Raw genomic sequence first — 17630 nt, 5'->3', positions numbered from 1 at the left:
CTGCCCTAACCAGAAACAGAACAACGGGAGAAGCACATGAAACTCGGCCTTGCAGCCTGGCACCGATATATGGTCAGCGGCGACATTGCGCTGCTCGACGAACTTGTCGCCGACGATGCCGTGTTCCACTCCCCCGTTGTCCACACGCCGCAGGAGGGCCGCGAAAAGGTGCTGATGTACCTCACCGCTGCCGGCGAGGTCTTCGGCAACGGCACCTTCCGCTACGTGCGCGAGCTCGTGGATGGGGCCGAAGCCTGCCTCGAGTTCGAATGCGAGATGGACGGGATCAAGGTCAATGGCATCGACCTGATCCGCTTCGACCTCGAAGGCCGCATCGCCGATTTCAAGGTGATGGTCCGCCCGTTGAAGGCGATCAACAAAGTCTGGCAGCTGATGGCTGAAAGACTGGAAAACACATGAAAAAAGCCCGCAGCGCGAACTGCGGGCTTTTTTAAGTCATTGATCTGAAACTCAAATCAGCCGTCGTAGTCAGCACCCAGCGAGGTGTTGCGCACCGGTGCCGCGGCGGTGATGCGCAGCGCTTCGGCCGACTGCGACAGCGAGCCGATTTCATCGACTTCATCGTCGTCATCGGGCAGCACGCGCTGCAGCGACTGGATCACGTTTTCCTTGAGCACGGCGGGACGCACGGTCTCTTCGGCGATCTCGCGCAGGGCGACGACCGGGTTCTTGTCGCGGTCACGATCGACGGTAAGTTCGGCGCCGCCCGAAATCGCGCGTGCGCGCTCGGCAGCCAGCAGGACGAGATCGAAACGGTTGGGGACCTTGTCGACGCAATCTTCGACGGTAACGCGCGCCATCAGGCACTCCAATCAATCAAAGGATACGGAAAGGACGGCAGCTAGGCCGGAGGTGTGGAAAAGTCAAGAAAACTACTCATCATCACTCGCATAAGCCGCACGCAGGTCATCCGGCGCAAGGTCGCTGAAGCGGGTGATGCGCGATTCGAAGCGCAGGCGGACCTTGCCGGTGGAGCCGTGGCGCTGCTTGGCCACGATCAGTTCTGCCAGGCCATAGACGCGCTCCATTTCCGCCTGCCAGGCGGCGTGAGCTTCCTGCACCTTGGCGTCATCATTGCCCTGCGGCTGCTTCGGCTCCTTGGCGGCGACGTAATAGTCCTCGCGGAACACGAACCACACCATGTCGGCGTCCTGCTCGATCGAGCCGGATTCGCGCAGGTCCGACAGCATCGGGCGCTTGTCGTCGCGCTGTTCCACCGCACGGGAAAGCTGCGAAAGCGCGATCACCGGAACCGAGAGTTCCTTGGCCAGCGTTTTCAAACCGCGCGAGATTTCCGAGATCTCGTTCACGCGGTTGTCGCTCCGGCCCGATCCCTGCAGCAGCTGCAGGTAGTCGACGATGATCAGCCCGATATCGTGGCGACGCTTCAGGCGGCGGGCACGCGCGCGCAAGGACCCGATCGTCAGCGCCGGGGTATCGTCGATATAGAGGGGCAGTTCGGCCAGACGCTGGCTGGCGAACGACAGCTGCTGGAAGTCCTCGCGGCTGATTCGGCCCATGCGCAGCGCTTCGGAACTGATGCCCGACTGTTCGGCCAGGATACGCGTGGCGAGCTGGTCGGCGCTCATTTCCAGGCTGAAAAAGGCGACCCCTGCCCCCACCGAATCCTTGAGCGCAATGCCATCGGCCATGTCGCGGCGCAGCCGGTCGGCCGCGTTGAATGCGATGTTGGTGACGAGAGAGGTCTTGCCCATGCCGGGGCGTCCGGCAAGGATGATGAGGTCCGAATCGTGCAGGCCGCCGATCTTCTCGTTGACCGAGGTCAGGCCCGTGGTCTTGCCCGAGATATGGCCGCCCGAAAGCAGCGCCTTCTCGATCATCTCCAGCGATGCGCGCGTCGCCTGCGCAAAGCTCTGCGCCTCGCTCCCGGTCTGCGCACCTTCTGCCACGGCATAGAGTGCGGCTTCGGCTTTCTCCACCTGCTCCAGCGGGGCGACCGAATCGCTTGTATCGAGCGCGCCTTCGACAAGGTTGCGCCCGACCGAGATCAGCTCCCGCAGCAGGGCGAGATCATAGATCTGCTCGGCCAGTTCGCGCGGATTGAGCAGGCCCTGCCCGTCCGAGGTCAGCCGCGCCAGATAGGCAACGCCGCCGAGTTCCTTCAGCCCCTCGTCGCTCTCGAAATAGGGCTTCAATGTCACTGGGGTGACCACCGCCTTGCGATCGATCAGCGCCTGGATGCGCTCGAACACCCGGCCATGGACGGCGGCAAAGAAATGCTCGGATTTCAGCGGGGTCTGCAGTTCCTCCAGGATGCGATTATCGATCAGCACCGCCCCCAGAAAGGCCGCTTCCGCCTCGACGTTGGAGGGGAGCGCGCGGATTTCCGAAGGTTCGCGGGTGAGGATGGCTTCGCTGGCGGACATTTGCCCATAGTGCCCGAACCGGCCCGATCCGGCAATGGACGGACCCTGTGGATAGCGGGGAGCACCGGGTCAAAACCCTTGCCCGAGCCCAATGCGTCTGCAACACAGGTGACCTCTATGGCCGACCCGCGCATCTCGCATATCGAGCTGGACGAAGCGACGATCATCTGGCGCAACGCCGATATCGAGCAGGAGCGGCGCATCGCGATCTTCGATCTGATCGAGGAAAACACCTTCAAGCCGCTGCGCGCGTTTGAAGCCGGGCACACCGGGCCCTATCGGCTCAAGCTTTCGGTCGATGACGGGCGGCTGGTCCTCGCCATCGCCGACAATGATGGCACCCCGCTCGAGACGATCATCCTCGGCCTGGGCCGTTTCCGCCGCCCGATCCGCGAATATTTCGCGATCTGCGACAGCTACTATCAGGCGATTCGCAAGGCTACGGCGTCAGAGATCGAGACGATCGACATGGCCCGGCGCGGCATTCACAACGATGCTGCCGACACCCTGCTCGAACGGCTCGAAGGCAAGATCGATACGGATTTCCCCACGGCCCGTCGGCTCTTTACCCTGATCTGCGTGCTGCATATCAGGGGCTGATCTGAGACTCGGGGCGCGCGCAACTCTCCATATGCCGAAAAAACGGAATACTCGCCGCCCCGGTGCGGCACGAAGGCGCATTCTTGGCGTCCTGCTGCTGGTGGCCCTGGTCGCCGGCGGCCTTGCGTGGTGGAAGGCCCGCACATGGATGCCGGACAGGCGCGACTATGCGGTGCAAGGCGTCTGGCTGAGCGACGATGACGGTCCGATCGACTGGCGCCTGTTGCGCGCCGCAGGGGCCGATTTCGCCTACCTGACCGCAAGCGAAGGCACTTCGACCCGCGACGCCGCCTTTGCCGATGGCGTGATCGCCGCGCGGCAGCGGGGCATTCAGGTCGGCGCAGTCCACGTCTACGATCTGTGCGCGCCTGCCGATGCCCAGGCGGCGAACTTCGTCACCATCGTCCCGCGCGAGAAGGACCTGCTGCCGCCCGCCATCCGGCTCGACATCGATTCGCGCACCTGCCCGCAGGTCCCCGGCGAAGCGCAGATGCAGAGCGAGCTGACCACCTTCCTCAACCAGGTGGAAAAGCACGCCGAAAAACCGGTGATCCTGATGGTCTCGCGCGGTCTCGAGAAGGAGTACCACCTCGCCGCGCGGATTGACCGTAACATCTGGGTTGCGCAGAATTTTCTCGCGCCGACCTATGCCGGCCGGCCATGGGTGATGTGGACGGCGAGCGACCGCTTGCGTCTGGATGCCAGCACAAGGCCGGTGCATTGGGTGGTGGTGCAACAATGAGGATGCCGGTGTGAGCGACGTTCTGGCCGATTCCCGCGAAGACCTGATCGCCGCCGCCCGGCGCGCGATGGACAGCGCCTATGCTCCGTACTCCGGCTTCCACGTCGGTGCGGCGCTGCTGTTCGATGATGGCGCGATCGTCACCGGCGCGAATTTCGAGAATGCCAGTTACGGCCTCTCGCTCTGCGCCGAGACGGTCGCCGCCTCGATTGCCTCGCACGCCGGACGGCGCGGTGGCCTGCTTGCCGTGGCCGTGCTTGGCGGCATGGGCGGCGCAATCGATGCCGCGATCAGCCCATGTGGCCGCTGCCGCCAGATATTGAACGAATTGGCCGCGCTGGGCGGCACCGATCCGCTGGTGATCTGCGTCGGCGCGCAGGAAACCGTGGAAATGCGCCTGTCGGTGCTCTTGCCCAACGCCTTCGGCCCCGCCAATCTGGCTTAGACATTTCGGGCCATTCCCCCCTCCCGAAAGCGGGAGGGGCCGGGGGTGGGCATTCCCGCACAAGCTTCACATGGGAGAGCCAGTTGGCCATTCTTTCCGACAAGTGGATCCGCGACAAGGCGCTCAACGAAGGCATGATCGAGCCGTTCGTCGAGAACCAGCGCCGTGATGGCTGCATCAGCTACGGCCTCTCGTCCTACGGCTACGATGCCCGCGTCGCGCCCGAGTTCAAGATCTTCACCAATGTCGATTCTGCCGTGGTGGACCCCAAGAACTTCGATGGCGCCAGCCTGGTCGACCGCGAGACCGACGTCTGCGTGATCCCGCCCAATTCCTTCGCGCTGGCCCGCACGGTCGAATACTTCCGCGTGCCGCGCGACGTGCTGGTGATCTGCCTTGGCAAGAGCACTTATGCACGCTGCGGCATCATCGTGAACGTCACCCCGCTGGAACCGGGTTGGGAAGGCCACGTCACGCTGGAGTTCTCGAACACCACGCCGCTCCCGGCCAAGATCTATGCCAACGAAGGTGCCTGCCAGTTCCTGTTCCTGCAGGGCAACGAACCGTGCGAAGTCAGCTATGCCGACCGCGCGGGCAAATACATGGGCCAGCGCGGCGTCACCCTGCCCAGGTTGTAAGCACCCCTTAACCCGGCGCTTAAATCCGGTTGCAATCGTCACCGAACTCGCCAAGCTGACCGCCATAAGCACAACAGGCGGAGAGGCTGATGGAGAAGTCGGAGAGGCCCTATGACATCGTCGTGTACGGGGCGACAGGGTTCACCGGGCGGCTGGTAGCAGAATATCTTGCACGCCATTACGGGCAGGAAGGCCCGCGCTGGGCCATGGCTGGACGCTCGGCGGCAAAGCTGGCAGAGGTTCGCGCCCTGATCGAGGCGCCCAAGAACACGCCGCTGATCGTTGCCGACGCTGCCGATCCGGCCAGCCTCAAGGCCATGGCAGCCCAAGCGAAAGTCGTCGTCACCACGGTCGGCCCCTACCAGCTTTATGGCGAACCGCTGCTCGCCGCCTGCATCGCGGCCGGCACGGACTACGCCGATTTGTGCGGCGAACCCGTGTGGATGCGCCAGATGATCGACAAGTATGGCGAAGAGGCCACGCGCACCGGCGCGCGCATCTGCTTCTCTAGCGGTTTCGATTCGATCCCGTTCGATCTCGGCGTACTGATGCTGCAGAAGGAAGCGGTGGCCCGGTTCGGCCGCCCTGCTCCGCGCGTGAAAGGGCGCGTGCGCGGCATGAAGGGCGGCGCTTCGGGAGGGACCGCCGCCAGCCTCAAGGCCACGCTCGCCGCGCTGGCCAAGGACCCCTCGCTGATCCCGCTGATGCAGAGCAGCTTCTGCCTCACCCCCGGATTCGAAGGCCCGGCCCAGCCTGCGGGCGACAAGGTCCAGCACGACGATACGCTGGATTCGTGGGAAACGCCGTTCATCATGGCGGCGATCAACACCAAGAACGTCCACCGCACCAACGCCCTTCTCGGCCACGTCTGGGGCACCGATTTCGTCTATGACGAGATGGTGCTCACCGGCCCCGGCGATCAGGGCAAGGCGATTGCCGAGCACATGGCGAAAACGCCGATGATCGGCCGTCCCGACGATCCCCAGCCGGGTGAAGGCCCCTCGAAGGAAGAGCGCGAGACCGGCTTTTACGACGTGCTGTTCCTGGGCGAGATGCCCGACGGCCAGACCATCCGCTATGGCGTCAAGGGCCGCTACGATCCAGGCTATGGCTCCACCAGCCGCATGATCGCCGAAACTGGCATCGCCCTGCTGTCATCCAGGGCGCCCGGCATGATCGGGACCCCCGGCGCCATCCTCGGGGAAACCCTCGTCGAGCGCCTGCGCACCCACGCCGAAATCAGCTTCGGGGCAGAGTAGCATACACACAACAAAGCCCGCCTGCCGCTTCGGAGGGGATCCACGGCAGGCGGGCTCGTTGCAGCAGCAGCCCTCAATCTGTGGGCTCAGGCCGCGGCGGCGTAGGCCTCTGCCTCGGCAGCGATCAGGATGTCGGCGAGCATCCAGTAGGCCTCGCCCCAGGCTGCCAGCACCTCATCGGTGGCAACTTCGGCACCCAGCACGTCGCGAATCGCCGGCAGCAGGGCCTCGGCCACATAAGGGTAATGCTCGGCCTTCACGCCGGTTTCGACGTGGCGCTGCACCATCCGCGTCACCGCGCTCCCGAGGTTCTCCAGCTTGTCGATGTTCTTCGAGTAGGCAAGGATCGCCGCAGCGAGACGGCGCGGCTGCTCGCCGCTTTCCTGCGCGGCCTGATCGAACATGGCCTTCACATCTTCGTTCTGGAACAAGCGCTTGTACATTGCAGTGGTGATATCCACGCCATGCTTCTCGATAACCGGTGCGGTGGCCTTGACGATGGTCTTTGCATGTTCGGAAGCGGTGCGCATCTCGGGATCTCCAATCAGGTATTGAAAATACCGGTATTTTATCTGCTTGATTTAGGCAAGCGGAAAAACGATTCTCACGGAATGCAACTTACCCAGCACACCGACTTCGGCCTGCGCCTGCTGATCGTGCTCGCGCGCAAGGGCACGGCGGTCAGCCTGCCGGCCTTCTCCGCCGAACAGGGCCTCAGCTACCACCATGTCGCCAAGGTCGCGCAAGGACTGGTGCAGGCGGGCCTCGCGCAATCGCAGCGTGGCCGCAGCGGCGGCATCACGCTGGCTCGCCCGGCAGCGGAAATCACGGTCGGCGAAGCGGTCCGCAAACTTGAAAAGGGCATGCGCCTCGCCGATTGCGCCACCTGCGCCTTGCGGACCAACTGCGCGCTCAGCAGCGTTCTGGCCGAGGCGCTGGAAGCCTTCCTCGCCGTGCTCGATCGCTACACTCTGGCCGATGTCTCGCGCGAGGGCGTCGCCGCATTCGCGCCGTGGGCAGCGATCCCGGCTGCACCGTCGTGCGCGGTTACGGCGCCTTCCTGAGCGCAGCCACGCAGGCTGCACGATCCACGTCGCGTCCATCGCCGCGCCGCGCGTCGACATAAGTCGCCGTCGGCTTGCCGCCATTCGCCGGCGGATAGAGATAGACGTCGAGAATGCAGGCCGTGCCCGACCACTGCATCTTGCGGGCGTCATCCTCGATCACGTCGAGCCGCGGCGTGCCGAAGACGCGGCCAAGCTGCAGCGCGTCCGATCCGATCACGCCTTCAAGGCCGGGGATCATCTGCACTTGCGCAATTGGCTTGCCGACCGGAGCCGGCCGTGGAACCGTGGTCCGCACCGGCGCCGATGATGCCGACCGCACCACCGGAGTCTTGCCGCCAGACGGCGCACCGCTTCCGCCGCATGATGCGAGCAGCAGGGCCAGAGCGGAGACGGAGAGGAACTTGGGGAACGTCACCGGTGCGGGATGCCGCGCTCCCCGGCCATCGTCAACCGTGGCCTTCGGCGGACTGGCGCGCGGGCCGTCCAGACCGGCGCGTTCGCGCGCTTGCTGCCCCCCGCTATTGCTGCAACGCGGCATAGCGGCTAGGCCATCGCCATTCCCGAAATCACGGAGCCTGCCTGAATGTCCGAACCGGTTTACGACGTCATCGCCATCGGCAACGCCATCGTCGATGTCATGGCTCCTTGCGAGGATGCGGACATCGAACGGCTCGGCCTCGCCAAGGGCGGCATGACCCTGGTCGATACCGCCCGTGCCCAGGAGCTTTACGACGCCATGGGCCCGGCGCGCGAAATTTCCGGCGGTTCTGCTGCCAACACGCTGGCCGGCCTTGCCGCACTGGGAGCGAAGTGCGCCTTCATCGGCCAGGTCGCCGATGACCAGCTCGGCGAAGTCTTCGCCCACGATATCCGCGCCGGCGGCATCGATTTCCAGACGCCGACCCGCGCTGACGAGCCGCCGACGGCGCGCTGCCTGATCTTCGTCTCTCCCGATGGCCAGCGCACGATGAACACCTTCCTTGGCGCCTCGCAGTTCCTGCCCGCCGAAGCCTTGGACGATGCCCAGATCGCGTCTGCCAGCGTGCTCTATCTCGAAGGCTACCTGTGGGACCCGGAAGAGCCGCGCAAGGCCATGCGCCGCGCCATTGCCGCCGCGCGCAGCGCCGGCCGCAAGGTCGCCTTCACCCTGTCAGACGCCTTCGTCATCTCGCGCCACGGCGACGATTTCCGCGCCCTGATCGCTGACGGCCAGATCGACATCCTTTTCGCCAACGAACACGAACTTGCCGCCCTCACCGGCGTCGAGGACTTCCACGCGGGGCTGGAACAGCTCGCCGCCAAGGTCCCGACGGTCGTGGTCACCCGCAGCGAGAACGGCGCCCATGCGATAAGCGACGGTGAACACGCCCACGTCCCGGCCGAGCCGATCGACAAGGTCATCGACACCACCGGCGCCGGAGACCTCTTCGCCGCCGGCTTCCTCTACGGCTACGTTCGCAATAAACCGCTCGCCGAAAGCCTCACCCTCGGTGCCATCTGCGCCGCCGAGATCATCTCCCACTACGGCGCACGGCCCGAAGCCAACCTGCAGGACCTGGTGACCAAGCGGTTGGGCTGAAACCCGCCCGACTTACATCACCCGTCGCCCTGGCGCAGGCCGGGGCCTATAACGCCGATGTCCGGCTCGACGGTGAGGTCATGGACCCCGGCCTGCGCCGGGGTAACACGGTTTGCTGGTCAGGCCTGATCCGCTTCACCTGCATTCACAGTAAATGAAGCCTCCGGTGCCGCCACTACCGGCGCGGCCTTCACCAGCCCCTCCAGCGATCCGCCGTCGAGCCCCAGCTCCTTCATCAGGCCATCGATGATCGGCGCCTGCGCGCGATAGCTGAGTGCAGCCGTCAGCGCATCGCTGGCAAGGTTGCCGTTGGCCGAAGGCGCGCTGCCCCCTTCTCCATTGGCGCCTGCCCCACCGGATGAGCGCGTCAGCCCATCGACCTGCACGATCTTGATCGAATCGATCGCTTCCAGCGGCTTGGCTGATTCCCGCACCAGCTCTGGCAGCACTTTCAGCAGCGCCAGCTTGGTCTGCAGCGAGATCTGGTCGGACGAGAGCAGGTTCGCTGCCTCGTTGATCGCACGCTGGCCCGCCGCTTCCACTTCGAAGCGTACCCGGGCAGCGTCGGCGCGGAGCTTCTCGGCCTCGGCCTCGCCCTCGGCTTCAAGCCGGGCGGCTTCGGCGCGATTGGCGGCAGCGGCCTTCTCGGCCTCGGCTTCCACCTTCACGCGGATGGCATCGCGTTCCGCCGCCTTGGCCGCTTCGATCAGCTCGATGCGCTTGCCGCGCTCGGCAACTTCGGTCTCGCGCGAAGTGACGACCTGTTCCTCGGCGGCAACGGCCTTGGCGCGGGCCTCGTCGGCTTCGGCCTTGGCCTGGCTTTCCTGGCGGCTCTTGTTCTGGATCGCGATCTGCTGCTCCTGCCGGGCGATCTCGATGGCCTGCTGCTGCGCGATCCGCGCCTGCTGCACCGCACGATCGGCCTCGATCTGCTGGCTGTCGACCAGCTTCTTCGCCTCGATCCGCGCAGCTTCCGCTTCCTGATTGCGCAAGGACTGCTCGCGCGCCACTTCCGCCGCCTGCTCGGCCCGACGCATCTCGATCTCGCGCTCCTGCTCCAGCCGGGCGAATTCGTTGTCGCGCTTGATCTTCAGGGACTGCTGCTCGGCCTCGAGGTTCTTCATCTCGATCTGCACCCGCGTGTCCTGCTCGATGTCGTTGCGCGCCTTCTTGCGCAGTTCGATCTGCTCGGTCAGCTTGGTCAGGCCCTCGGCGTCGAAGGCATTGTTGGCGTTGAAGTGTTCGATGCTGGTCTGGTCGAGCCCGGTCAGCGAGACCGATTCCAGCTCCAGCCCGTTCATGGCGAGGTCGTTCGAGGAGACCTGCTGCACCTTCTGGACGAAGTCGGCGCGCTGTTCGTGCAACTGGTTCATCGTCATGCCCGCCGCGACCGAGCGCAGCGCGTCGACGAACTTCCCTTCGACCAGATCCTTCAAGGCTTCGGGCTGCATCGTGCGCATGCCCAGCGTCTGCGCGGCCATGGCGATGGCACCGGCATCGGGGCGGACGCGCACGTAGAACTCGGCCTTCACATCGATCCGCAACCGGTCGAGCGTGATCAGCGCATCGGTGTTCTTGCGCTCCACGGCAAGGCGCACGGTGTTCATGTTCACCGGCATCGTTTCGTGCAGCACCGGCAGCACCAGCGCGCCGCCGTTGATCACCACCTTCTCACCGCCGAAGCCGGTGCGCACGAAGCCCACTTCCTTGGTCGCGCGGCGATAGAGCCGGGTCAGCGTGAAAGCGATCACCAGCAGGAGCGCAAGGCCGGTGCCCGCATAGATGCCGATGGGAACAAGCTGGTTCATGTCAGTCTCCGAAGAGGAAGAAATCCTGAAGGAAGGTCAGTCGGCAAGGCGCAGCGGGCCATCGACCGGCACGGCGTAGAACGTCTCGCCCTCGCGGTGGACGAGCAGCACCTCGCAGCCCTCGCCGAGCATCGCGCTGTCCTCGTGCGGTTCGACCATGACGAGGTGGAGCTGTCCGTGCACGTCGCGCACCTGCGCCCGCGCCGCGCTGCCACGGGTGGCGCGGCCGATCTGGATGATGCCCTTGCGCCCGAGCAGCGCATCGACCGGAACGGCGGTTGTCTCGTCATGCGGCCAGACGCGGCCAGCCAGCCGGGTTACCACGGTGTTGACCGGCCAGGCCGCCACAAGACCCATCGCGGTCGCCGCGCCGGGGCCGAAGGGAGCGCCGAAAAACGAGGTCACCAGTTCCTGCAGCGACAGGCCGACGAGCCCGAAGGTCGCGAGGAAGAACGATAGCCAGACGATGAACGGCAGCGCGCCCAAGCCCGTCACGCTGGCCAGCGCCGAACCTGCGTCAAGGTCCGCATCATGCCCATCCGCGTCGCCAAGAAAGTCCGATATACCCGTAATTTGCACGATGACCAGCAGCACCAGCAGGGCCAGCGCCACGGCAAACGGCAGATTCTCGGGGGCCAGCAGCCCACCCATCCCAGGAACTCCCCTATTGACCGCAGATCATGGCAACAGGGGCGGGCGGCGCAAGCGGAATCGGACAATGGGAGTGCCGATTTTTGCGCCGGAACGGTCGGGGCCTACCGCGCCATGAATGCTTCGATCTCGGCCACGGTGCGCGGGATGCCGGTGCTCAGGCGTTCGCAGCCGGTGGGGGTGACGAGGTAGAGGTCTTCGATGCGGATGCCCTGGTTCATCTGCTGGTTGTAGAGCCCCGGTTCGATGGTGATGACCGCGCCCGCCGGGATCGGCTTGGCATAGTCGCCCGCGTCATGGACATCGAGGCCGACGAAATGGCCAAGGCCATGCGTGAACTCGTCAATCCGCCCGGCTTTGCGGAACAGGGCATAGACGGCCTCGGTCATGTCCTCGTGAATCACGCCGGGTTTCAACAGCCTGGCCGCCGCGTCCTGCGCCGCCATGACCAGTTCGTAATCCGCGCGCTGCGGCGTGGTGAACCTGCCCGAGGCCGGGAAGGTGCGCGTGATATCGCAGGCGTAACTGCCGACCGAGGCGGCGGCGTCGATCAGCACTAGGTCCTGCGCACCGATCAGCGCATTGCCATGGGCATAGTGCAGCGAAGCGGCATTGCGGCCGGTCGCCACGATCGAATCGTAGGAAAGCCCTTCGCCTCCGCCTTGACGGAAGCCGTCTTCCAGCACTGCGGTCAGCTGGCGCTCGGTCATGCCGGGGCGCACCGCCTTCATCGCGGCGAGATGCCCGGCCTGCGTCGCGGCCAATGCCTTGCGCATCAGCTCCAGCTCGCGCGATTCCTTGACGGTGCGCAGGGCAGGAAGCAGCGCACTCTGGTCCTTCATCGTGCAGCCGGGAACGTGGCTCATCACCCGGCCATAGAGTTCCATCGCCGGCGGCACCGGGGCCGAAGCGCTGGTGATCGGCCCCATGAAATGCAGCGTCCGGCTCCGCGCGGCGAGCTGCGTGACGAGGCCGTCCAGCCCCGAAGTGCGCCTGACCCGCTGAATTCCCGTGCGTTGTTCGATCAGCGAGCCCAGCGGCAGGCGCTCGACATCCCAGCGCTCGGTCTCCACGTCGCGCGAGGGCAGCAACAGGAATTCCCTGTAGGTCCGCTCTGCCGGGGCAAGCACCAGCACCGCGCCGGGTTCGTCGACGATGCCGGTCAGCCACGCAAAATCACCGGACTGATAGAACGGCGGGCTTACCGGCCCGCTGGTCCGTTCGCGCTCTGCCCCATGGATCACTGCCACGCCATCCTTGAGCGTGGCCATGAGCTTCGCCCGGCGCTCGCGATAGACTTCCGGTGCGAACGGGAAGGTGCCAGTCGGCGTGGCGAAGCCTGGGGGCGGGAGGACTTGCGCGCGGATCGAGATCGAGAGCGAGGCAGTCGCGGCGGCGGCTCCGGCGAGGAGCGAACGGCGGGTCAGGTGCATGTCGGATTTCCCTATCAATCAGGGAAGCCTAGAATGTTTCACGTGAAATACGAGATGCCCGTTTGCAGGGCGAAAGTGCCCCAGAGTTACGGGGAAGTTGGGGGTGAGTTCAGGGGGAGTTGCCGTTCTGCCCCCGAGAGTTGGAAACGCTTCATGCCTGCTGGATATAGACCCGCATCGCGTCTGCCTCGGCCTCGATCTTGTCGAGCCGGTGCTTAACGAGATCACCGATCGAGACGAAGGCGACCATGCGATTTCCTTCCACGACAGGGAGATGGCGGAAGCGGCGCTGGGTCATCAGGGCCAGCGCCTCCATCACCGACGTCTGCGGTGAAACGGTGACGACGGGCGCCGTCATCATGTCGCGCACCTTCATGTGCAGCGCCGCCTCGCCATGCTTGTGCAGGCAGCGGATCATGTCGCGTTCGGAAAAGATTCCCGCCACGCCGCTCTCGCCATCGCTGACCGGAAGGGCGCCGATGCGGTGGTGGGCGAGCATGTCGATCGCGTCGGAGACCTGCGCGTCGGCCGACACGCTCCAGACTTCCCCTCTTCCCTGAATGACTTGCGCAATCGTCATGGCATCCTCCTGCGTGATGCGGCCGACTTGCGCCTTCGGGCGTCTTTTCGGGCCGCCTGGTCTCCCATAAGGATCATGCCATCTTGGTGGCCATTGTCAAAGCCGTTGCGCGCACCATCTTCGATCGCCAAAGGACTTTGCCATGGCTGGACATTCCCCGCTCGATGATCCTGAAAATGCACGATTTGCCTGGGCCCGTTACCGGCAGATCATGAACTGGATGGCGCTGTTCAGCACGGCCGTCGTCGGCGTGGTGCTCACGGTGCTCTACATCCAGATCGGCTTCGTCTCGATCCACCTCTATATCGCCTCGGCATTGGGAGTCTGGCTGACGATCATGCTGATGGCGGCATTGATGGGGCTGGTGTTCCTGTCCAGCGGGACCGGCCACGATGAATCGATCGAGGACCGGCTCGAGGACGAGCGGAACCGCTAGGGGTCCTAACCTTGGGTTTCTGGCGTTGAGGTTTGGGCATTGCGCCCCTATCTTGGCGCCATGAGCGAAACACAGGTCACCCTCGCCCCGAGCGCCGCCGCCCGCGTTGCCACCATTGCGCAAAAGCAGGGCAAGCCCGCGATCCTGCGGCTTTCGGTCGAAGGCGGTGGCTGTTCGGGCTTCCAGTACAAGTTCGGCCTGGCCGAGGCGCCAGAGGATGGTGACCTGATCGCCGAGACCGACGGCGTGCGGCTGGTGGTCGACGAGGTCAGCCTTGGGCTGCTGGAAGGCAGCGTCGTGGAATACGTGGAATCGCTTGGTGGCGCGGCGTTCCGGGTGAGCAATCCCCAAGCAGCTTCGGGTTGCGGCTGTGGCGCCAGCTTCGCGATATGATCAAGGTCGCATCGTTCAACATCAACGGGATCAAGGCCCGCCTTCCCCGCCTGCTCGAATGGCTGGCGGAAACGCGGCCCTCGGTTGCCTGCCTTCAGGAAATCAAGACGCAGGACGAAGGCTTTCCCGCCGCCGAGTTCGAGAAGATTGGCTATCACGCGATCTGGCACGGGCAGAAGGGCTTCAACGGCGTGGCGATCCTCGCCGATGGGCAGGCGCCCGTGGAAGTGCAGCGCGGTCTTGCCGGAGAGCCCGAGGACGAGCATTCACGCTATCTTGAGGCCGATGTCTTCGGCATTCGCGTGGTGTGCATCTACTTGCCCAACGGCAATCCGCAGCCAGGCCCGAAGTTCGATTACAAGCTCCGCTGGATGGAGCGCCTGCGCAGGCGCATGGCCGAGATCATGGCGGAGGACGTGCCTGCAGTGGTGATCGGCGATTACAACGTGATCCCCGAGGACAAGGACACCTTCTCGGTCAAGGCGATGGCCAGCGATGCGCTGATGCAGCCCGAATCACGCGATGCCTACCGCCGCCTGCTCAACGACGGCTGGACCGACGCGATCGACACCTTCAATCCGCAGGGCGGGGTGTGGACGTTCTGGGATTACCAGGCCGGTGCCTGGCAGCGCGACCATGGCTTCCGCATCGATCACGCCCTGCTCTCGCCCGAACTGGCCGACCGACTCGTGGCAGCAGGCGTCGACAAGGAATACCGTGGCCGCGAGAAGGCCAGCGACCACGCTCCGGTATGGGTGCAGTTGCGCGACTAACGGTTCGTCGCAGGCGATGAACGGTTCATAGATTGTCACATCACCTGAACGAAACCCTGTGCAGGGCGTCACCAAAGATTCAGGCGACTCGAGGCATCGCGTTCGAGACGCCAAGACGATTTGTGAAAGCCGAATGCCATGGGCCTGTTCAAGCCTGATTTCTTCCGTTCGCTTGCCTTCGGGTTCCTGATGGGTGCCGCTGTCATGGGCATTTCCGCCGGAACCACCGCACTGGCGACGCCGGATCTTGAACACGCCAGCGAACAGGCTTCGCATTAAGATGCGCCGCCCGATCCTCTCCGCAGCACTGGCGGTGGGGATCTTTACCGCATCGTGCCAGCAACCCGCACAGGCCGAAAACGCGGTGGCGACGCCTGCGGCGACGGTGCAGGCAAACGAGCCGGCGGGCAAGAAGACCGCCGTTTTCGCAGGCGGGTGCTTCTGGGGAATCGAAGCGGTTTTCAGCCATCTCAAGGGCGTGAGCAGCGTGGTCTCGGGCTATCACGGCGGCGCGAAGAACACGGCGATCTACGACGTCGTCGGCTCAGGTCGGACGGGCCATGCCGAGGCGGTCCGCGTGACCTATGATCCGGCCAGGATTCGCTACGATCAGCTCTTGCGGGTGTTCTTTGCCGTGGGGGCAGATCCGACGCAGCTCAATTACCAGGGGCCGGACCACGGCTCGCAGTATCGCAATGCGCTGGTGCCGATGGACAAGGAACAGGCGCGCGTTGCTGCGGCCTATCTTGGTCAGTTGAAGAAGTCCGGCCTGTGGAAGCAGCCGATCGTCACCACGATCGAGCCCTACAAGGCGTTCTACCCGGCGGAAGGCTATCATCAGGACTTTGCCGCCAACAATCCCGACCACGGCTATATCAAGCGGTGGGACGCGCCGAAGGTGGCCAACCTCAAGCGACTGTTCCCTGATCTTTACAAGGTCGGCTTCACGCGGAACTGATTTGCGCGAGCGCGCGGTCGTGCCTATCTAGGACCGATGTCCGGGCACCATCATCACGATTTCGCAGGCGACAAGCTGATCGAGGCCGCGCGTGAAGCGCTGACAGCCTCAGGAGAGCAGTGGACGGAAATGCGCGCCGACGTGTTCGAGGCGCTGGCGGCGCACGAAAAGCCGGCGTCGGCCTATGACATCGCCGAGAGCGTCGGCACGCGGCGGGGCAAGCGCGTGGCGGCCAATTCGGTCTATCGCATTCTCGACCTGTTCGTGCGCACCAATCTGGCGCGCAGGGTGGAAAGCGCCAATGCCTATGTTGCCAACACGCATCCGGGCTGCCGGCATGACTGCATCTTCCTGATCTGCGACTTGTGCGGCAAGGCCGTGCACAGCGATGACGATGCGCTCACGGGCGCGCTGCGCCTGGCGGCGCAGGCAGCAGGCTTTGCCGAAGTGCGACCGGTCGTGGAGATTCGCGGCCATTGCGCGGAGTGCGCCAGCGAGGATTGATCGGCGAAAGCTGGTTTGCCTGATTGGGGGAGAGGGCGACATGGACGATCAGGCGAGAGAGCCACGGCACCTGCCGACGCGGAAGCAGTTCGCCGCCGTCATTTCCGGAAATGCGCTGGAATTCTACGATTTCCTGAGCTTCAGCTTCTTCGCGGTGAATGTCTCGCGGGTGATGTTCCCCGCAGGTGCGCCGGGCAGTGCGCTGCTGTTGACGCTGATGACGGCCGGTGCCGGTTTTGGCGCTCGGCCGCTGGGCGCGATCCTGTTCGGACTGCTCGGTGACAAGGTGGGACGCCGACCGACGATGCTGGCGACATTCGCGCTGATGGGCTTCAGCGCAATCGGACTGGCACTGACGCCAAGCTATGCGAGCATCGGCATCTGGGCGCCAATTCTCGTGGTGGCATTCCGGCTGCTGCAGGGGCTTGCGGCAGGCGGCGATGTGGGGCCGACCACGGCGTTCCTCGCCGAAAGCTCCCCGCCCGAGCGCCGCGGGATGCTGGTGGCGCTGCAACTGGTCGCCATGCGCATCGGCGTCCTGGGCAGCGGCCTTGTCGGGCTGGTGCTGGCGAGCGCGCTGACGCCGGCCGAGCTTGATGCCTATGGCTGGCGTATCGCCTTTGCGATCGGTGCAGGGATAGTGCCGCTGGCTTTCATTCTGCGGCGGCGGCTGGACGAGACGCTGCATTTGCCGGAGACCGGGCCGAATGTGGTGACCGAACTTGACGTTGCGGCCTATGCGGCGGCGCTGCTTGGCGTGTTCGGGTTCCTGCTGGCGGGCGCGACCGGGGATTTCCTGTTCGTCTATGCAGTGACGTTCCTCAAGATTCCGGTGACGAACGGCTATCTGCTGCAGATGGCGGCGGCGGGCACGCAGATCGTCGGGCTGCTGGCCGGTGGCTGGCTGGGTGACAGGATCGGGCGGCAGAAGGTGAACTTTGTCACCGCAGTGCTGGCGGCGCTTGTTTCGCTGCCGCTGTTCCGCTGGGGCATAGCGGGCGGGTCGCTTGGACAACTTGCCCTTGCAGCGGCTTTGCTCCTGCTGATGGCGACGGTTTCGGCAGCGGTTGCCTATGCCGCGTTTGTCGAGATCACGCCCAAGCGGCATCGCGCCGGGCTGGTCGGCATCGGCTATGGCCTGGTGGTGGCGGTGACTTTCGGGCTGACTCCCGTGCTGCTCACCCGCTACATCGGGCAAAGTGGGGATCTTGCAGCGCCGGGCTATGCCTTCGTGATTGCGGCGGTGGCGCTGATCGCATCCTCGCTCATGCTGGGGCGCCGCGCGCCACGGACCTTCGGGAAGGCCGTGGCAACATGATCCCGTTCGACAGCGCCAAAGCATCGGTGTAAGGGCGG

General features: G+C 64.8%; 23 protein-coding genes. 15 read left to right on the top strand and 8 right to left on the bottom strand.

The window, feature by feature from the left end; all coding sequences use genetic code 11:
• Positions 1–36 precede the first annotated feature (36 nt).
• Complete coding sequence (locus NJ75_RS07855) at positions 37–420, top strand: nuclear transport factor 2 family protein (protein WP_039333167.1); 384 nt, start codon at positions 37–39, stop codon at positions 418–420.
• A gap of 56 nt (positions 421–476) precedes the next feature.
• Here NJ75_RS07855 and rpoZ read toward each other — a convergent pair whose 3' ends face one another.
• Together rpoZ and NJ75_RS07845 are read right to left on the bottom strand one after the other, a co-directional pair.
• Positions 477–821: a DNA-directed RNA polymerase subunit omega gene (gene rpoZ, locus NJ75_RS07850; RefSeq protein WP_039333165.1), complete on the bottom strand. Its 345-nt coding sequence runs from the start codon at positions 819–821 to the stop codon at positions 477–479.
• A gap of 72 nt (positions 822–893) precedes the next feature.
• Complete coding sequence (locus NJ75_RS07845) at positions 894–2408, bottom strand: replicative DNA helicase (RefSeq protein WP_039333163.1); 1515 nt, start codon at positions 2406–2408, stop codon at positions 894–896.
• Between the two features lie 117 nt (positions 2409–2525).
• Here NJ75_RS07845 and NJ75_RS07840 point away from each other — a divergent pair, with 117 nt between their 5' ends.
• From NJ75_RS07840 to NJ75_RS07820, 5 genes are all read left to right on the top strand, one after another.
• Positions 2526–3008: a UPF0262 family protein gene (locus NJ75_RS07840; RefSeq protein ID WP_039333161.1), complete on the top strand. Its 483-nt coding sequence runs from the start codon at positions 2526–2528 to the stop codon at positions 3006–3008.
• A gap of 100 nt (positions 3009–3108) precedes the next feature.
• Positions 3109–3750, top strand: a complete 642-nt coding sequence (locus tag NJ75_RS07835; protein ID WP_236727092.1) for a glycoside hydrolase family 25 protein — start codon at positions 3109–3111, stop codon at positions 3748–3750.
• A 10-nt stretch (positions 3751–3760) separates the two neighbouring features.
• Complete coding sequence (locus tag NJ75_RS07830) at positions 3761–4195, top strand: cytidine deaminase (RefSeq protein WP_039333157.1); 435 nt, start codon at positions 3761–3763, stop codon at positions 4193–4195.
• An 83-nt stretch (positions 4196–4278) separates the two neighbouring features.
• Positions 4279–4833, top strand: a complete 555-nt coding sequence (gene dcd, locus NJ75_RS07825; RefSeq protein ID WP_039333155.1) for a dCTP deaminase — start codon at positions 4279–4281, stop codon at positions 4831–4833.
• Between the two features lie 89 nt (positions 4834–4922).
• Entirely contained in the window at positions 4923–6092 is a 1170-nt protein-coding gene (locus tag NJ75_RS07820; protein WP_039333154.1) for a saccharopine dehydrogenase family protein, read from the top strand.
• A gap of 86 nt (positions 6093–6178) precedes the next feature.
• Here the strand turns inward: NJ75_RS07820 and NJ75_RS07815 are convergent, their stop codons facing one another.
• Entirely contained in the window at positions 6179–6622 is a 444-nt protein-coding gene (locus NJ75_RS07815; protein WP_039333152.1) for a globin domain-containing protein, read from the bottom strand.
• 81 nt (positions 6623–6703) lie between these two features.
• On the opposite strand from NJ75_RS07815, the gene NJ75_RS07810 reads away from it, so the two are divergent.
• Positions 6704–7156 carry an RrF2 family transcriptional regulator gene (locus NJ75_RS07810; protein ID WP_039333150.1) on the top strand — a complete coding sequence of 151 codons (453 nt, stop codon included), beginning with the start codon at positions 6704–6706 and terminating at the stop codon, positions 7154–7156.
• On the opposite strand, the gene NJ75_RS07805 is transcribed toward NJ75_RS07810, so the two are convergent.
• On the bottom strand, positions 7140–7574 hold the full coding sequence (locus tag NJ75_RS07805) for a hypothetical protein (RefSeq protein WP_039333349.1): 435 nt from the start codon (positions 7572–7574) through the stop codon (positions 7140–7142). The two genes, NJ75_RS07810 and NJ75_RS07805, sit on opposite strands and share 17 nt — an antisense overlap.
• Positions 7575–7742: 168 nt before the next feature.
• On the opposite strand from NJ75_RS07805, the gene NJ75_RS07800 reads away from it, so the two are divergent.
• A complete protein-coding gene (locus NJ75_RS07800) occupies positions 7743–8738 on the top strand; it encodes an adenosine kinase (RefSeq protein WP_039333148.1) in 996 nt (331 codons plus the stop codon).
• A gap of 119 nt (positions 8739–8857) precedes the next feature.
• Here the strand turns inward: NJ75_RS07800 and NJ75_RS07795 are convergent, their stop codons facing one another.
• The 4 genes from NJ75_RS07795 to NJ75_RS07780 form a co-directional block, all read right to left on the bottom strand.
• Positions 8858–10546, bottom strand: coding sequence for a flotillin family protein (locus NJ75_RS07795; RefSeq protein WP_052242188.1), 1689 nt, complete (start codon positions 10544–10546; stop codon positions 8858–8860).
• Between the two features lie 36 nt (positions 10547–10582).
• Positions 10583–11197: an OB-fold-containig protein gene (locus tag NJ75_RS07790; protein ID WP_039333146.1), complete on the bottom strand. Its 615-nt coding sequence runs from the start codon at positions 11195–11197 to the stop codon at positions 10583–10585.
• A 104-nt stretch (positions 11198–11301) separates the two neighbouring features.
• Entirely contained in the window at positions 11302–12630 is a 1329-nt protein-coding gene (locus NJ75_RS07785) for an aminopeptidase P family protein (RefSeq protein WP_039333144.1), read from the bottom strand.
• Between the two features lie 151 nt (positions 12631–12781).
• Positions 12782–13210 (bottom strand): CBS domain-containing protein, encoded by a 429-nt coding sequence (locus NJ75_RS07780; RefSeq protein ID WP_039333141.1) that lies wholly within the window; start codon positions 13208–13210, stop codon positions 12782–12784.
• 142 nt (positions 13211–13352) lie between these two features.
• Here NJ75_RS07780 and NJ75_RS07775 point away from each other — a divergent pair, with 142 nt between their 5' ends.
• From NJ75_RS07775 to NJ75_RS07750, 7 genes are all read left to right on the top strand, one after another.
• On the top strand, positions 13353–13646 hold the full coding sequence (locus tag NJ75_RS07775) for a hypothetical protein (RefSeq protein ID WP_039333139.1): 294 nt from the start codon (positions 13353–13355) through the stop codon (positions 13644–13646).
• A gap of 60 nt (positions 13647–13706) precedes the next feature.
• The gene (locus tag NJ75_RS07770) at positions 13707–14039 is read left to right on the top strand and encodes a HesB/IscA family protein (protein ID WP_039333137.1); all 333 of its coding nucleotides are present in this window, start codon (positions 13707–13709) and stop codon (positions 14037–14039) included.
• Positions 14036–14812, top strand: coding sequence for an exodeoxyribonuclease III (gene xth, locus NJ75_RS07765; protein ID WP_039333134.1), 777 nt, complete (start codon positions 14036–14038; stop codon positions 14810–14812). Before NJ75_RS07770 ends, xth begins: the two co-directional genes overlap by 4 nt.
• Before the next feature lie 138 nt (positions 14813–14950).
• Entirely contained in the window at positions 14951–15091 is a 141-nt protein-coding gene (locus tag NJ75_RS24295) for a hypothetical protein (protein ID WP_156135735.1), read from the top strand.
• A gap of 1 nt (position 15092) precedes the next feature.
• Positions 15093–15770, top strand: coding sequence for a peptide-methionine (S)-S-oxide reductase MsrA (gene msrA, locus NJ75_RS07760; RefSeq protein ID WP_039333133.1), 678 nt, complete (start codon positions 15093–15095; stop codon positions 15768–15770).
• A gap of 36 nt (positions 15771–15806) precedes the next feature.
• Complete coding sequence (locus NJ75_RS07755; protein WP_039333131.1) at positions 15807–16274, top strand: Fur family transcriptional regulator; 468 nt, start codon at positions 15807–15809, stop codon at positions 16272–16274.
• Positions 16275–16314: 40 nt separating this feature from the next.
• Positions 16315–17592 (top strand): MFS transporter, encoded by a 1278-nt coding sequence (locus tag NJ75_RS07750; RefSeq protein ID WP_039333129.1) that lies wholly within the window; start codon positions 16315–16317, stop codon positions 17590–17592.
• Positions 17593–17630: the final 38 nt, after the last annotated feature.

This window comes from Novosphingobium subterraneum (genome assembly GCF_000807925.1).
Taxonomy (GTDB): domain Bacteria; phylum Pseudomonadota; class Alphaproteobacteria; order Sphingomonadales; family Sphingomonadaceae; genus Novosphingobium; species Novosphingobium subterraneum.
The sequence above is the reverse complement of the archived record's forward strand: the minus strand, read 5'-3'. Positions and strand labels throughout refer to the sequence as shown.

Excerpts from the sequence above, each read along its gene's own strand:
- NJ75_RS07855 (WP_039333167.1), top strand. The coding sequence starts at position 37 with ATGAAACTCGGCCTTGCAGCCTGGCACCGATATATGGTCAGCGGCGAC.
- rpoZ (WP_039333165.1), bottom strand. The coding sequence starts at position 821 with ATGGCGCGCGTTACCGTCGAAGATTGCGTCGACAAGGTCCCCAACCGT.
- NJ75_RS07845 (WP_039333163.1), bottom strand. The coding sequence starts at position 2,408 with ATGTCCGCCAGCGAAGCCATCCTCACCCGCGAACCTTCGGAAATCCGC.
- NJ75_RS07840 (WP_039333161.1), top strand. The coding sequence starts at position 2,526 with ATGGCCGACCCGCGCATCTCGCATATCGAGCTGGACGAAGCGACGATC.
- NJ75_RS07820 (WP_039333154.1), top strand. The coding sequence starts at position 4,923 with ATGGAGAAGTCGGAGAGGCCCTATGACATCGTCGTGTACGGGGCGACA.
- NJ75_RS07815 (WP_039333152.1), bottom strand. The coding sequence starts at position 6,622 with ATGCGCACCGCTTCCGAACATGCAAAGACCATCGTCAAGGCCACCGCA.
- NJ75_RS07810 (WP_039333150.1), top strand. The coding sequence starts at position 6,704 with ATGCAACTTACCCAGCACACCGACTTCGGCCTGCGCCTGCTGATCGTG.
- NJ75_RS07800 (WP_039333148.1), top strand. The coding sequence starts at position 7,743 with ATGTCCGAACCGGTTTACGACGTCATCGCCATCGGCAACGCCATCGTC.
- NJ75_RS07795 (WP_052242188.1), bottom strand. The coding sequence starts at position 10,546 with ATGAACCAGCTTGTTCCCATCGGCATCTATGCGGGCACCGGCCTTGCG.
- NJ75_RS07790 (WP_039333146.1), bottom strand. The coding sequence starts at position 11,197 with ATGGGTGGGCTGCTGGCCCCCGAGAATCTGCCGTTTGCCGTGGCGCTG.
- NJ75_RS07785 (WP_039333144.1), bottom strand. The coding sequence starts at position 12,630 with ATGCACCTGACCCGCCGTTCGCTCCTCGCCGGAGCCGCCGCCGCGACT.
- NJ75_RS07780 (WP_039333141.1), bottom strand. The coding sequence starts at position 13,210 with ATGACGATTGCGCAAGTCATTCAGGGAAGAGGGGAAGTCTGGAGCGTG.
- NJ75_RS07775 (WP_039333139.1), top strand. The coding sequence starts at position 13,353 with ATGGCTGGACATTCCCCGCTCGATGATCCTGAAAATGCACGATTTGCC.
- NJ75_RS07770 (WP_039333137.1), top strand. The coding sequence starts at position 13,707 with ATGAGCGAAACACAGGTCACCCTCGCCCCGAGCGCCGCCGCCCGCGTT.
- xth (WP_039333134.1), top strand. The coding sequence starts at position 14,036 with ATGATCAAGGTCGCATCGTTCAACATCAACGGGATCAAGGCCCGCCTT.
- NJ75_RS24295 (WP_156135735.1), top strand. The coding sequence starts at position 14,951 with ATGGGCCTGTTCAAGCCTGATTTCTTCCGTTCGCTTGCCTTCGGGTTC.
- msrA (WP_039333133.1), top strand. The coding sequence starts at position 15,093 with ATGCGCCGCCCGATCCTCTCCGCAGCACTGGCGGTGGGGATCTTTACC.
- NJ75_RS07755 (WP_039333131.1), top strand. The coding sequence starts at position 15,807 with ATGTCCGGGCACCATCATCACGATTTCGCAGGCGACAAGCTGATCGAG.
- NJ75_RS07750 (WP_039333129.1), top strand. The coding sequence starts at position 16,315 with ATGGACGATCAGGCGAGAGAGCCACGGCACCTGCCGACGCGGAAGCAG.